General features: G+C 66.2%; 14 protein-coding genes. 5 read left to right on the forward strand and 9 right to left on the reverse strand.

The features are described 5' to 3' along the window. The first annotated feature begins 165 nt into the window (after positions 1–165). Entirely contained in the window at positions 166–1,014 is an 849-nt protein-coding gene (pdxY, locus tag FHS82_RS16935) for a pyridoxal kinase PdxY (protein WP_166955042.1), read from the forward strand. Further along, complete coding sequence (locus tag FHS82_RS16940) at positions 1,011–1,742, forward strand: NUDIX hydrolase (RefSeq protein ID WP_208394304.1); 732 nt, start codon at positions 1,011–1,013, stop codon at positions 1,740–1,742. The genes pdxY and FHS82_RS16940 overlap by 4 nt, the downstream gene beginning before the upstream one ends. Positions 1,743–1,772: 30 nt before the next feature. Here the strand turns inward: FHS82_RS16940 and FHS82_RS16945 are convergent, their stop codons facing one another. The 8 genes from FHS82_RS16945 to pstS (FHS82_RS16980) form a co-directional block, all read right to left on the reverse strand. Beyond that, positions 1,773–2,147: a hypothetical protein gene (locus FHS82_RS16945; RefSeq protein WP_166955044.1), complete on the reverse strand. Its 375-nt coding sequence runs from the start codon at positions 2,145–2,147 to the stop codon at positions 1,773–1,775. Positions 2,148–2,345: 198 nt separating this feature from the next. Then, positions 2,346–2,648 carry a hypothetical protein gene (locus tag FHS82_RS16950; protein WP_166955046.1) on the reverse strand — a complete coding sequence of 101 codons (303 nt, stop codon included), beginning with the start codon at positions 2,646–2,648 and terminating at the stop codon, positions 2,346–2,348. A 161-nt stretch (positions 2,649–2,809) separates the two neighbouring features. Next, the gene (locus FHS82_RS16955) at positions 2,810–3,481 is read right to left on the reverse strand and encodes a hypothetical protein (protein WP_166955048.1); all 672 of its coding nucleotides are present in this window, start codon (positions 3,479–3,481) and stop codon (positions 2,810–2,812) included. A 305-nt stretch (positions 3,482–3,786) separates the two neighbouring features. Beyond that, positions 3,787–4,809 (reverse strand): phosphate ABC transporter substrate-binding protein PstS, encoded by a 1,023-nt coding sequence (gene pstS / locus FHS82_RS16960; RefSeq protein ID WP_166955049.1) that lies wholly within the window; start codon positions 4,807–4,809, stop codon positions 3,787–3,789. A gap of 11 nt (positions 4,810–4,820) precedes the next feature. Then, positions 4,821–5,654, reverse strand: coding sequence for a phosphate ABC transporter ATP-binding protein PstB (gene pstB, locus FHS82_RS16965; protein ID WP_166955051.1), 834 nt, complete (start codon positions 5,652–5,654; stop codon positions 4,821–4,823). Positions 5,655–5,675: 21 nt separating this feature from the next. Beyond that, on the reverse strand, positions 5,676–6,575 hold the full coding sequence (pstA, locus tag FHS82_RS16970; RefSeq protein WP_166955053.1) for a phosphate ABC transporter permease PstA: 900 nt from the start codon (positions 6,573–6,575) through the stop codon (positions 5,676–5,678). A gap of 10 nt (positions 6,576–6,585) precedes the next feature. Next, on the reverse strand, positions 6,586–7,554 hold the full coding sequence (gene pstC, locus FHS82_RS16975) for a phosphate ABC transporter permease subunit PstC (protein ID WP_166955055.1): 969 nt from the start codon (positions 7,552–7,554) through the stop codon (positions 6,586–6,588). 166 nt (positions 7,555–7,720) lie between these two features. Continuing rightward, positions 7,721–8,752, reverse strand: a complete 1,032-nt coding sequence (gene pstS / locus FHS82_RS16980; RefSeq protein WP_166955057.1) for a phosphate ABC transporter substrate-binding protein PstS — start codon at positions 8,750–8,752, stop codon at positions 7,721–7,723. Between the two features lie 367 nt (positions 8,753–9,119). Between pstS (FHS82_RS16980) and mgtE the strand changes: the two genes are divergently transcribed. Continuing rightward, positions 9,120–10,496, forward strand: coding sequence for a magnesium transporter (mgtE, locus tag FHS82_RS16985; protein ID WP_166955059.1), 1,377 nt, complete (start codon positions 9,120–9,122; stop codon positions 10,494–10,496). Positions 10,497–10,678: 182 nt separating this feature from the next. Next, positions 10,679–12,283: a cysteine--tRNA ligase gene (cysS, locus tag FHS82_RS16990; RefSeq protein WP_166955062.1), complete on the forward strand. Its 1,605-nt coding sequence runs from the start codon at positions 10,679–10,681 to the stop codon at positions 12,281–12,283. On the opposite strand, the gene FHS82_RS16995 is transcribed toward cysS, so the two are convergent. After that, complete coding sequence (locus tag FHS82_RS16995) at positions 12,284–12,892, reverse strand: LOG family protein (protein ID WP_166955064.1); 609 nt, start codon at positions 12,890–12,892, stop codon at positions 12,284–12,286. On the opposite strand from FHS82_RS16995, the gene FHS82_RS21370 reads away from it, so the two are divergent. Continuing rightward, complete coding sequence (locus FHS82_RS21370; protein WP_281351147.1) at positions 12,891–13,016, forward strand: hypothetical protein; 126 nt, start codon at positions 12,891–12,893, stop codon at positions 13,014–13,016. The genes FHS82_RS16995 and FHS82_RS21370 overlap by 2 nt on opposite strands. The last annotated feature ends 105 nt before the right edge of the window (positions 13,017–13,121 follow it).

The following is a 13,121-nucleotide window of genomic DNA, read 5'->3' on the forward strand; positions in this document are numbered from 1 at the left end:
GGCAGTGAACTACGAGCGGCGAATCGGGGGTGGAAGGACGCCCCACGCGGGATGGACGCAGGGCGGAAACGGGGATTGCGGCGGGGCGCGCGTGGACGTAAAAACGCTGCCTGCGATTTTTTCGCCGCGAGGCGGCGAAGTCTCCAGTCGGGGTTCCAGATAACAATGAACGTTCTTTCCATCCAGTCTCATGTCGCCTACGGCCATGTCGGAAATGCGGCGGCCGTCTTCCCCATGCAGCGGCTCGGCGTCGATGTCTGGTCCATACACACGGTGCAGTTCTCCAACCACACGGGCTATGGTTCGTGGAAGGGGCGGGTGTTCGACGGCCACTCGATCGAGGAACTGGTCGACGGCATCAGCGAGCGCGGCGTGCTCGGCTCCTGCGACGGCGTGCTGTCGGGCTACATGGGCTCCGCCGACATCGGCAGCGCCATCCTCGCCACAGTCGCGCGCGTGCGCGAGGCCAATCCGGCCGCGCTCTACTGTTGCGACCCTGTGATCGGCGACGTCGGGCGCGGCGTCTTCGTGCGGCCGGGCATCGAGGAGTTCATGCGCGACCACGCGGTGCCGGCGGCGGATATCATCACGCCCAACCATTTCGAACTCGAACTGCTGGCCGGGCGCGCCGCCCCCACGCTGACGGAGGCGCGCGCCGCCATCGACAGCCTGCATGCGCGGGGGCCGAAGGTCGTGCTCGTCACTTCCGTGATCACCGAGGACACGCCCGCCGACTGTCTCGACCTGCTTGCCTCCAACGGCGGCGGCCTCCACAGGGTGCGCACGCCGCGCCTGCCGATCACCGTCAATGGCGGCGGCGATGTCACAGCAGCGTTGTTCTTCGTGCATTACCTGAAAAGCAGGTCGGCGGTGGTGGCGCTGGAAGCGGCGGCATCCTCCATGCACGGCCTGCTGCGCAAGACGGTGGAACTCGGCGGACGCGAGATCCGGCTGATCGAGGCGCAGGAAGAATTCGTCGCGCCCTCCGTCCGCTTCACGGCGGAACGGGTGTGACGCCAGCACAGGAGCCGGACGGCGTGGAGATCGTTTCCCTTCAGCATATCGATGCGGCCATCGAGCGGGAGCCGTGGGGCTGGGCGCAAGAGAACCGCGCGCGCATTGCCGAGAACTGGGCGCGGCGCCTGCGGGAGAAGCCGGCCCTGTTCAACGGCATCGTGCTGGTCTGCACCCGCCGCGCCGTCACTGACGGCGTGTTCGCCGCACGCTTTCGCGAGGCCGATTACGCGAGTTTCCTCGCCATGCAGGACTTCGGCTTTCCGGAGCCCGGCGTGGGCAACTGCTTCGGGCTCGCGGCCCTGCGCTCCGCGGACGGCGCCTTCGTGATGGGCGAGATGGCGGCGCACACGGCGAACGGCGGCAAGGTATATTTCCCCGGCGGAAGCCTCGATCGCACGGATGTGCGCCCGGACGGCAGCATCGATGTCGCGGGAAGCGTCGCGCGCGAGCTGCTGGAGGAAACGGGCCTCGGCCCCGATGCCGTGACCTTCGACACCGGCTGGACGGCGGTGCTTGACGGGCCGCGCACCGCGCTGCTGCGGGAAGCCCGCTCGCCGCTGCCCGCCAGCGCGCTCAAGGCGCGCATTGACGATTTCCTGGCGCGGGAGACGGAGCCCGAGCTGTCGGGCGTGCGCCTCGTACGCACGGCGGCGGACATCGATACCGCCGCGATGCCCGCCTACATCGTGCGCTTCGTCACGGAACGGCTTGCCCGGGCGGCGTGAGGGCCACGCCATCCGGGCCGGCATGGACGGTCAGACGGGATAGCCGAACTGGCGCTTGGTGGCGCGCAGCGATGCGATGGCGGCCGCGTCGTTGCCGGCCACGCAGGTGGAGGCGGCGCTGGCGATCTGCGGCGCGATCCGGTCATAGACGGACTGGCTGAGGAAGCCCGTGCGCACGTCCCTGTCGATCAGGTTGCGGTAGGCGATGATCGGCGCGCCGCAGGAATGCTTCGACAATTCGGCCGTGTTGAGCGGCGCGGCATAGACGGTGCCGTCCAGCGCCTCGGGCTTCACGGGCGCGTTCATGGCCGTGTTGCAGGACGCCGTGGCCAGCGCGGCGAGGAGGGCGCCGGCGAGTGCGGCGCGCGTCCCGATGCGGGACGGAACGGATGCGGTGAAAGTCACGGAAACCTCCCGGGGAAACAAGGCCGGAAGCGATCCCGTCCGGCCGGCGCGCGATCCCTAAAAGCGGATGCCGCTTCTCGGGAAAGTCAAGCTTGGACAAAGAAATGGACCGGGACGGCGATTTAGTGAAAGCCCGCCCCGATCCAGCGCAAGATCGTCAAAATGGCCGGTCCCGTCAATCGCGGCCCATCGGCCGCGTCACGGGTCGCAGGTGACGGCGACTGCCGGCCCGCGCGACGACGTGCCTTCCCGGGCGACAGTCTTCATTCCGGAAGCGTGGTGATAGCCCTGCGCGGCGCACCAGGCGTTGGCGACCTGAATGGCGCACGCGCCGCCGTGGGAGAGGCAGTCGGCGACGCCGTAGCCATCGTTGGCGGGCAGCACGAAGGTGGGGCTGTCCAGCTTGCCGGTGCTGGCGAGGGCAGGCCCGGCCGTGGCGGCCGTGGGCAGGGCAAGGAGAGACGCAAACCCGGACAGGAGAAGAACGCGAATCATGGTCATCTATCGCACTCGAAGGCTGGCATGCAGCGCACACTGGCAGGGGAGAATGAATAAAGATTGAAGGTGTGCCGGTTTCGAGGGGACGTATGCCCCATTCGCGGCGCGCAGGGAAGGGGGCTTGCCGGGAAACAGGTGTGTGCCGGTGGAATACGCACGTCCCGTCACCCCGGATCGCCGCCGTCCGTGGTCAGGTAGCGCCCGTCCGCCGTCTTCCGGAGAAAACGCTCGATGCGGTAGCTGACGGCGTAGTACGATAGGAAATGGTCCCAGCGATCCCTGTGGATATGCTTGCAGTCGTCGGTGAGGGAGAAGAACGCTTGGTAGTCGCTGTCCGTCACCACGAGCGGCGGGCGCGCGTGCGACACCAGCGCATAGCTCGCGATCAGCGTCGCGGTGCGGCGGTTGCCCTCGATGAAGAGCTGCGGCGCGCTGGTGATGTGCAGGAAGATGCCCGCCGCCAGCGCCTCCGGAGCGCTTGAGCGGTGCCGCCGCAGCCATTCGATCCGCTCGCCGATGCCGCCGATGGAATCGTCGTAGAAGCGCCGCTCCGTCTGCTCGATATGGTCGCGGAATTGCTCCCGGCGCCCGGGCGTGGTGCCGCACAGGACGAGGTGGTTGAGTTCGAGCCAGTGGCTGGAGCAGCCGTAGTCGAACAGGTTGACGCCGGTGCGCAGCAGGTCGTTGACATGGGCATAGCCGCTGATCATGCGGCGCACGACATCGTCGGACAGCGGCTCCTTGTCGTCGAAGACATGCGTGTCCGGCTTGGCCGATGCCGTCATCAGATGCGCCAGTGCAACCTCGACTTCCTGCAGGTTCATCACCAGCCTCACCCATGTCCTCCCGCGCCGCGCGAGCAGCCGTATCGTTGTTCTTCAGCCTGAATTGTCCCGCATGCGATACGTGCCGGAAGCCGGAGAGTCGATACCGCTTTCGGGAAAGGTCATGCTTGCCCAGAGCGCTTTCCGATCAAATGGAATCGTCTGATCGATCGGAACTCGCTCAAAATAAGGAATCGAGAGTCTGTCCTGTTTCAACGTAAACGGGACGGATTCTAAAGGATCGGACCGGGATGGCGTTTCAGCGGAAACCCGTCCCGATCCGGTGTTTTGTTATCGCGGCCGGCGACGGCGTCCGCTCAGTTCAGCGTCCCGAGGATTGCCTGCGCGCGGGTCACGACCGGCGCCGGCAGCGGGATGTAGCCGAGCTTGTCGGCGAAGGACTGGCCGTCCGTCAGTCCCCAGCCCACGAAGCGCTTCAGCCCGGCGGCGACCTGCTGGTCCTTGTTGGCCTTGCGAAGCAGCACCCAGCTGTAGGATACGATCGGATAGACCGCGTCGCCCGCGGGATCGGGAATGAGCTGGCGGCCGTCCTCGGGCATGGCGTCCAGGGCCGAGGCGAGAGCCGCCGCGCCCGAGGAGCCGTCCGCGCGGATGAACTGCCCGGCCTTGTTCTCGACGAGCGCGGAGCGCAGGTTGAGGCGGGCGGCGAAGGAATACTCGACGTAGCCGATCGAATATTCCGCGATGGCGATGCGCCCCGCCACGGCTTCGCTGCCGGAGACGATCTGGGCGTTGGCCGGCCAGGCGATGCTGGTGCCGACCTCTTTCCACGTATCGCTCACCTTCGCCAGATGGTTGGTGAGGGAGAACGTCGTGCCGCTCGAGTCCCGCCGGGCGACGAGGGCGATGTTGCGCTCGGGCAGGTTGGCGTCCGGATTGGCCGCGCGGATGAGCGGGTCGTCCCAGCGCGTGATCTGGCCGCTCAGGACACCGACGAGCGCCTGGCGGCTCAGCCGCAGGTCGCCGGTGAAGCCGGGGATGTTGTAGGCGAGAACGACCATGCCGGCCGTCGTCGGCACATGCAGCACGCCTTCGGCGACGCTGGCGACTTCCTTCTCCGACATCGGACGTTCGGTCGCGCCGAAAGCGACGGTGCCCTGCGTGAACCGCCGGATACCCTCGCCGCTGCCGACCGCGTCGTAGGTGACGGTGATGTCGGCGTTGGCACGGTTGAACGTCTCGATCCATTCCTTGTAGAGGTTGGCGGGGAAGGTCGCCCCCGCCCCGTTGAGTTCAACGGCCTTCGCCCCTTCGGCGAGACAGACGAACATTGCAAGCGCCGCGAGAGGCAGCGTCCTGTCAAGACCTGCGCGCTCCATGATCCATCTCCTTAGCTGAACTGGCCGGAAACGTATTCGCGCGTCAGTTGCTCGCGAGGATGGTCGAACAGCTCCTTCGTCGGACCCTTTTCCACGAGGTAGCCGGTGCGACCGCCCTTGGAGACGTCGACGGAGAAGAACGCCGTGATGTCGGCCACGCGCTGGGCCTGCTGCATGTTGTGGGTCACGATGGCGACGCTGTAGTCCTGCTTCAGCTCAAGCATCAGCTCTTCCACGATGCGCGTCGCGATCGGGTCGAGCGCCGAGCAGGGCTCGTCCATCAGCAGCACGGTCGGCTCAATGGCGATGGCGCGGGCGATGCACAGGCGCTGCTGCTGGCCGCCGGAGAGGGCGAGGCCGTTCTGCTTCAGCTTGTCCTTCACCTCGTTCCACAGGCCGGCGCGGCGCAGCGAACGCTCCACCTGCTCGTCCATGTTGCCCTTGTAGCGGTTGAGGCGCAGGCCGAAGGCCACGTTCTCGTAGATGCTCATGGAGAACGGGTTCGGCTGCTGGAACACCATGCCGATGTGGCGGCGCACCGACACGGGGTCGATGTCCTTGGCGTAGATGTCCTGCCCCATGAAATCGACCCGGCCTTCGAGGCGGAAGATCGGGATGAGGTCGTTCATGCGGTTGAGGCTGCGCAGCACCGTGGACTTGCCGCAGCCCGAGGGGCCGATGAAGCCGGTGATCTTGCCTTTCTCGACGCCGATGACGCTGTCGCGCACGGCCAGAAAGTCACCGTAGTAGATTTTGTCGATCGCCGCCGAGATCGCGTACTGAGGGGCGTTGGCGCCTGCGGTCGTGGCGGCAGCGGCGGACGGGGTGGACAGATTCGTGGTCATGGGCCTACTCCGACGGCAACGTTAGACTTTCCGGTTTCCGAAGAGCCGGCTGAGGATGTTGAAGACGAGAACGATCAGCACCAGCACGAGCGATGCGGACCAGGCGAGCTGGATCTGGTTCGGGAAAGGCATGCCCGAGAAGTTGTAGATCAGGATCGACAGCGAGGCGGTCGGCTCGACCAGGCTCTCCAGCCAGAAGTTGCTGAACAGCGCGGTGAACAGCAGCGGCGCGGATTCACCGGCCGCGGAGGCGATGCCGAGCATGATGCCGGTCATGATGCCGGGCAGCGCGGTCGGCAGCACCACCTTCCAGACGGTCTGCGTCGTGGTGCAGCCGATGCCCACGGCCGCGTCCTTCATGCGCTGGGGCACCATGCGGATGGCCTGCTCGGAGGTCAGCAGGACGGTGGGCAGCATGCCGATGGCCAGCGCGACACCGCCGGCGAGGGCCGAGAAGGTGCCCATGGCCTGCACCAGTGCGCCGAAGACGAACACACCGACGAGGATGGAGGGGAAGCCGGTCAGCACCTTGCCGACGAAGCGGACCGTCTCGGACAGCTTGCTGTCGGGCGAGATCGCGCCGAGGTAGATGCCGCCCAGGATGCCGATCGGGATGGAGATCAGCGAACCGATGCCCACCATCACCAGCGTGCCGATGATGGCGTTGCCGAAGCCGCCGCCCGGCATGAAGCCGGCGGGCGGGAGCTGCGTGAACAGATCGAAGCTCAGCCGCGCGCCGCCCTGCGAGATGAGCATGTAGAGCACGGAGAACAGCGGCACCGAGGCGATGATGGCGATGAGCCAAACGGAAAGCGTGAGGAGGTAGCTGCGCAGGTTACGCGGCTCGGCGAACGAGCGGCGCATGCTGGGCACCGCTTTCGCGGCGGCTGCCTGCGAGAAATCGGCTGTCGTCATGGTCATGGATGCCCCCTCAGCTGGTCTGTTGCTTGGACGCGAAGGACATGATGATCGTGCCCGCGACGTTCACGATGAAGGTGATGAAGAGCAGGGTCAGCGCCGCGAACATCAGCGCCTCGCGCTCGATCTGCCCCGCCTCCGGGAAGGTCGACGCCAGCAGCGAGGCCAGCGTGTTGGCGGGCGAGAACAGCGACAGGCTGATCTGGTTCGCGTTGCCGATGATCATGGCGAGCGCCATCGTTTCGCCGAGGGCGCGGCCGAAGCCGAGCACGAGCGAGGCGAAGATGCCGTTGGCGGCGGTGGGGACCATGACCTTCAGGATCGCTTCCCAGCGCGTGGTGCCCATGCCGTAGGCGGCTTCCTTCACCTTGTAGGGGATGAGGCGGAAGGCGTCCTGCGAGATGGCGGCCACCGTCGGCAGCACCATGATGGCCAGCACGATCACGGCCGGCGCCATGCCGGGGCCACCGAACGACGTGCTGAAGAGCGGAATGAAGCCGAGATATTCGTGCAGCCAGTTCGCCACCGGCCGGATTGCGGGGATGACGACGAAGATACCCCACAGACCGTAAACGACGCTGGGGATGGCGGCCAGCATCTCGACGATGGTGCGGAACACCTGCGCGAGCGCCGGCGGCAGGAAGTCCTGCGTCAGGAAGATGGAGATCGCGACACCGAAGAAGCCGGCGATGATGAGTGCAAGGATGGAGCTGTAAAGCGTACCCCAGATTTCGGCCAGGATGCCGAACTCGTTGCGCCCCGGCGCCCAGACGGCGCTCGTGAGGAAGCTGAGGCCATGCTTGGAGATCGCGGGAAGCGCCTCGGCGCCGATCACGATCAGAACCGCGACCAGCAGCACGATCGTGCCGACGCCGCTGGCACGTGCCAGCCACTTGAAGCCGCGGTCGGTGGCATATTCGGCACCGGAGGGATTTTGCGAAATGGATTTCTCGGACAGTGAGGTAGGCTTGAGCTGAGCCATCTTGCGTCACCTTGTTGCTGAAAGATCGGCCACGAACCACCCGCAGTGCACAGCCCGTCGTGCAGTTGCGGCACTGTCGCGGATAGGCCGGCCACCCCGGAAAGTGGCCGGCGCTTTTCGCTCCCGGATGCGAAATCCGGGAGCTGTCCGTTACGCCGTCATCCGCTTACTGGATGTTGGCGGACTCTGCGATGACGCGCTCGACGACGATCTTCGGCAGCGGGATGTAGCCGAGTTCGGAAGCCATCGTCTGACCGTCGGTCGCAGCCCACTTGACGAAGTCGCGCAGCGCGGCAGCGATCTGCTCGTTGCCGTGCTTCTTGTAGAACAGCAGCCAGGTGAAGGTGGCGATCGGGTAGGCCTTGGGATCGGTCGGGTCCGTGATCCAGATGCGCAGGTCGTCGCCCGAGAAGTCGGCGCTGGCGAGCGCGGCCTGGCCGGCTTCGTCACCCGCCTTCACGAAGTTGCCCGACTTGTTTTCGAGCAGCGCGAAGGGCGTGTTGGAGAGACGGGCGAAGCCGTACTCGATGTAGCCGATGGCGCCGGGCGTCTGCATGACGGTGGCGGTGATGCCGTCGTTACGCGGCGCGCCGATGAAGTTCGGCAGGCTCGGCCACTGCACGGTGGTGCCGAAGCCCAGCTTGGTCTTGAAAGGCTCGCTGATGGCGGACAGGTGCTGCGTGAACACGAAGGTCGTGCCCGAGCTGTCCGAACGGCGGACGACCGTGATGGTCTGATCGGGGAGCGTCACGCCGGGGTTGGCGGCGACGATGCGCGGATCGTTCCAGCGGTTGACGTCACCCGTGAAGATCAGCGGGTAGACCTCGCGCGGGAGCTTCAGCTCCTTGACGCCCGGCAGGTTGTAGGCCAGCACGACCTCACCGGCCGTGAGCGGGAGGACCACGACGCCGCCGTCGATCTGAGCCTTCTCCTCGTCGGAGATGGCCGCGTCGCTGCCCGCGAAGTCCACCAGGCGCTGGATGAACGAGCGCACGCCGGCGCCGCTGCCCGTGGACTGATAGTCGATGCGCACGCCGGGCGTGATCTGGCTGTACTTCTGGAACCAAGCAGAATAGAGCGGGAACGGGAAGCTCGCGCCGGCACCGCTGATCCGGACGTTCTGCGCGAACGCCGGGCCACCGGCCACGAACAGACCGATCAGCGCGGCAAGCACGTAGCGGAGAAAGGTGGATTTCATGGTCAACTCTCCAATCAGGTTGTCGCTGATTAATGGTCATGAGTTCGCGACAGATTAATAACAAAAGGCAGCAAAATGCCGGCGCGAAATATTAAATCGTTAGGAATCAACGGAGTTCAACCAAGGGTTTGTCAACTAACCTGTATTCGTAGGGGCTGTAAATAAAATTACGCCTGTTGATTATCTGTCACACCTGCCGGAGCGGCCTGTATTGCCAGACTGCCCGGCGAGGCGGCGCGGTCGCGGCGGATTTTTCGGGACGGAACCCGTCAAGAAATTGTATCAGACGCGCTTTATGAGTGGGCCGCCGCTTCGTCCCGCCCGGCGGGAGGCGGCCGACGGCAACAGTCATTCATGAGGCGGAACCATGCTGATCGATGAATTGAGGCGCGCATCCCAAGGTGAGGCGGAGCCTCTCGAACGTCTCAACGAACTGCTCAAGGGTGACGCCGGGGCCGACCTCGCCGCCGTGAGCCAGCTATCGCCCGCCGAGGCGGCGCGGCTCATCCTGCTGCTGAAGCCCCGGCGCGCCCGCGTGCTGCTGCGGCTGCTGCCGGACGCGCCGGGCCTCGCCACGCTTGAGGAACTCGACCCCGACATCCGCAAGTACCTGCTCGACGCCGAGGGCGAGCAGCGCGTCGCCCGGATCGCCGCGAAGCTGCCAATCGCCGATGCCGCCGACTTTCTGGTCGACGCGCCGGAGCATCTCGTCGAGGCCGCGCTCGCCGCTCACCCGCAGGCGGAGGCGCTGCGCGCCGCGATCACCCATATCGACGGGACGGCGGGCGCCGTCATGCGCCGCCGCCTCGTCGCCGTGCCGCAGGACTGGACGGTAGGCCAGGCCATCGATGAGATCCGCCAGCGTGCCGATGTCATCGACCGCCTCTATGCCGTCTACGTCACCAACGGCGGCCGCCAGCTCGTCGGCTATCTGAAGGTCCGCGATCTGGTGCTGCACCCGACGGACGCGACCGTCGGCTCCATCATGCGCTCCGACATCGTTACCGTCGCAGCCGACACCGACCGCGAGGAAGCGGCCCGCATCGCCGAGCGAGAGCACCTGCCGGTGCTGCCCGTCGTCGACGCGAACGGGGCGCTGGTCGGCATCATCACCGCCACCGAACTGCGCGAGATCGACCGCGAGGAGGTGGAGGAGGACATGAGGCTGATGGCCGGCCTCGCCGCCGACGCCAGCGCCATGGACGGCCCGCTCCGCATCGTGCCGCGTCGGCTGCCGTGGCTTTCCGCCGGCCTCATCGGGTCGAGCATCGCGGCGCTGGTCGTGGGCTCCTACGAGGATGCGCTGACGGAGGCCGCCATTCTGGCGAGCCTGATCCCCATCGTCATGTCGCTTGCCGGCAACGCGGGCATCCAGTCGTCGACGATCACCGTGCAGGCGCTGGCGTCGAATGCGCTGTGGGTCGGCGACATCTGGGGGCGCGTGCTGCGCGAGCTGGGCGGCGCGCTGCTCAACGGCGCGATCGTCGGCCTCATCATCGGCACGGGCATCATGATCCTGTCCGGCTTCCTCGGCATCGATCGGCCGTTCATGCTGGCGCTCACGGCGCTGCTCTCGCTACTTGTCGTCACGGTTCAGGCGTCCGTCATCGGCTCGCTCGTTCCCCTCGCGCTGAAGCGCCTGCGGCTCGACCCCGCCGTCGCGACCGGCGTCTTCATCACGACGTCCAACGACGTCGTCGGCGTGCTGATCTTCTTCATCATCGCGACGACCATCTATATCTGAGCGCAGCCGGCGGTAGCCGCTCTTGACGGACCCGCGCCGAAAGGGCAAATAACCGTTCCATGACAGGGATGGCTATCATTTGCGCGTCATCGGCGCTTTGCTGCTAGCGGAATACGCTGGCCGGGGCCGTCCTGTCTTGATGAGATCGGCGCGTCATCCCGGCGGGAATGGGGGAACGACGCATGCCTTCGGCGCAGGACAACGGTTCTTTGACGCTGCGATTCTACAACACGCTGACGCGGACGAAGGAGGACTTCGTTCCGATCGATCCGCAGGCCGTGCGCATGTACGTCTGCGGCCCGACCGTCTACGACTACGCCCACATCGGCAACGCGCGCCCGGTCATCGTGTTCGATCTCGTGTTCCGCCTGTTGCGCTACCGCTACGGCGCGGGGGCGGTGACCTACGTGCGCAACTTCACGGATGTCGATGACAAGATCAATGCCCGTGCCGCGCGCGACTTTCCCGACCTGCCGCTGAACGAGGCCATCCGCCGCGTCACCACCACCACCGAGGCGCAGTACCGCAAGGACACGCAGGCGCTCGGCGTGCTGGCGCCCACCGTGGAGCCGCGCGCCACGGAGCACATCGCCGAGATGCGCGAGCTGATCGGGCGGCTGATCGCGCGCGGCTTCGCCTACGTGGCGGAAGATCACGTGCTGTTCTCCGTCGCGGCCATGCAGGCGGCGGCTGAACGCAGCCTCGGGCGGCCGCCGCACTACGGCGCGCTGGCACGCCGCTCCCTGGACGACATGCTGGCAGGCGCGCGCGTCGACGTCGCACCCTACAAGCGCGACGCGATGGACTTCGTGCTGTGGAAGCCTTCCGGCGAGCATGAGCCGGGCTGGGAGAGCCCCGCCGGCATCGCGGGCCGGGGGCGGCCCGGCTGGCACATCGAATGCTCCGCCATGAGCTGGCGCCACCTGATCGAGCGCTTCGCCGGCCGGCTGCATTGCGACGATCCCGCGGGCGGGCAGACGTTCGATATCCACGCCGGCGGCATCGATCTGGTTTTTCCCCACCACGAGAACGAGATCGCGCAGACCTGCTGCGCGCTGGACACGGCGCGCATGGCCAACTACTGGCTGCACAACGGCCTGCTGCAGGTCGAGGGTGAGAAGATGTCGAAATCCCTCGGCAACTTCATCACCATCCACGACCTGCTGGAGACGGAGGTCTTCGGCGGGCGGGCGTGGCCGGGGGCTGTGCTGCGGCTCGCGATGCTGCGCACGCACTACCGCCAGCCCATCGACTGGACGGTGAAGGGGCTGGAGGAGAGCGCGGCGACGCTCGCGGCGTGGGCGCGCGCGACGGAGGGCGTGGAGGCAGCGGAACATCCGCCTGCGGCGCTGCTGGAGGCGCTCGCCGACGATCTCAACACGCACAGTGCAATCACCGTGCTTCACGGTCTTGAATCGGCAGGCGGCCTTTCTGAGTTGAAAGCAGGCGTTGAACTGTTGGGCCTCAACCTAGCTGAGGTTCCTAGGCCGGGGAGAGTTATAAACGTATCACTAGTTTCGGTGGCAAAAGCGAGCCTTTCTGCCAGCGGGGAAATCGTCCCTGGCCCAGTAACACGGGCTCTACAGGAGATTGCCAGCTTGCGGTCGCTGAGTGCCATGAAGGAAGAAGTGCTATCGGAACCGGTCAGAATCGTCGTCAGTGCACGTATCGCCGCGCGGGCAGCCAAGAATTGGGCCGAGGCCGACCGCTTGCGCAATGAACTCAGCGGTCAGGGGATCACCTTGATCGACAACAAGGACGGTACAACCGGCTGGAGGCTTACGTGATCAGAATCGCTCGCCGATGACCGCGGCTTCCGGCGCGGGTTCCGTCAGCGCGCCGCGGTGGGCGGCGGTATTGAGCATGGGGATGATGTCGTCGGCCTTTTCCGCCACCAGATAGGTGACGTTCAGCCCGGGGCGGATGAAACCCGCGAAGTTCATGTGCGCGAACAGCGACAGCAGCGGGCGCCAGAAGCCCTTGGTGTCGAGCATCAGGATGGGCTTCTTGTGGCGCCCGAGCTGGGACCAGGTGAGCTGCTCGACGAGTTCTTCCAGCGTGCCGATGCCGCCGGGCAGCGCGACGAAGGCGTCGGCGCGCTCGAACATCAGCCGCTTGCGGGTGTGCATGTCCGGCACGACGATGGTTTCCTGCACGTCCTTCAGCAGGCTCTCGCGCTGTTTCAGGAAGTCGGGAATAATGCCCGTGACCTCGCCGCCGGCTTCCAGAACCGCGCGGGCCGTCGTGCCCATCAGGCCGATGCTGCCACCCCCATAGATCAGCCGGATGCCGGCTTCCGCCATGGCCGTGCCGAGCGCGACCGCCTCTTCGGTGAAGATCGGGTCGTTGCCGTTGCCGGAGCCGCAATAGACGCAGATGGATCGAATCGTGCTCATGCAGCATGGTTTGAACTGCCGCAAGGGCGCGGTCAAGAGCGTGCATCATCGCTCCCGCGCGAAAGACGCGCCGGCGCCGCGCGCCGCCGGGGGCGGCATCGATGTCACGATCACGGTTTTTTGAGCCAGACCTTTCGTATGGCGCGACAAGCGCTTTGGTGGCGTATATAAAGACAATTGTGCGGCAGGTGACGGTTACGGCGCATGGGCTGAAGGCGAGAGGGGCGGC

The sequence above is a fragment of the Pseudochelatococcus lubricantis genome, assembly GCF_011762225.1.
Lineage (GTDB): Bacteria > Pseudomonadota > Alphaproteobacteria > Rhizobiales > Beijerinckiaceae > Pseudochelatococcus > Pseudochelatococcus lubricantis.

What these genes read in the sequence shown, in the direction of transcription:
- pdxY (WP_166955042.1), top strand. Translation starts at nt 166, where the DNA reads ATGAACGTTCTTTCCATCCAGTCTCATGTCGCCTACGGCCATGTCGGA.
- FHS82_RS16950 (WP_166955046.1), bottom strand. Translation starts at nt 2,648, where the DNA reads ATGACCATGATTCGCGTTCTTCTCCTGTCCGGGTTTGCGTCTCTCCTT.
- pstS (WP_166955049.1), bottom strand. Translation starts at nt 4,809, where the DNA reads ATGGAGCGCGCAGGTCTTGACAGGACGCTGCCTCTCGCGGCGCTTGCA.
- pstB (WP_166955051.1), bottom strand. Translation starts at nt 5,654, where the DNA reads ATGACCACGAATCTGTCCACCCCGTCCGCCGCTGCCGCCACGACCGCA.
- pstA (WP_166955053.1), bottom strand. Translation starts at nt 6,575, where the DNA reads ATGACCATGACGACAGCCGATTTCTCGCAGGCAGCCGCCGCGAAAGCG.
- pstC (WP_166955055.1), bottom strand. Translation starts at nt 7,554, where the DNA reads ATGGCTCAGCTCAAGCCTACCTCACTGTCCGAGAAATCCATTTCGCAA.
- pstS (WP_166955057.1), bottom strand. Translation starts at nt 8,752, where the DNA reads ATGAAATCCACCTTTCTCCGCTACGTGCTTGCCGCGCTGATCGGTCTG.
- mgtE (WP_166955059.1), top strand. Translation starts at nt 9,120, where the DNA reads ATGCTGATCGATGAATTGAGGCGCGCATCCCAAGGTGAGGCGGAGCCT.
- cysS (WP_166955062.1), top strand. Translation starts at nt 10,679, where the DNA reads ATGCCTTCGGCGCAGGACAACGGTTCTTTGACGCTGCGATTCTACAAC.
- FHS82_RS21370 (WP_281351147.1), top strand. Translation starts at nt 12,891, where the DNA reads ATGCAGCATGGTTTGAACTGCCGCAAGGGCGCGGTCAAGAGCGTGCAT.
- FHS82_RS16995 (WP_166955064.1), bottom strand. Translation starts at nt 12,892, where the DNA reads ATGAGCACGATTCGATCCATCTGCGTCTATTGCGGCTCCGGCAACGGC.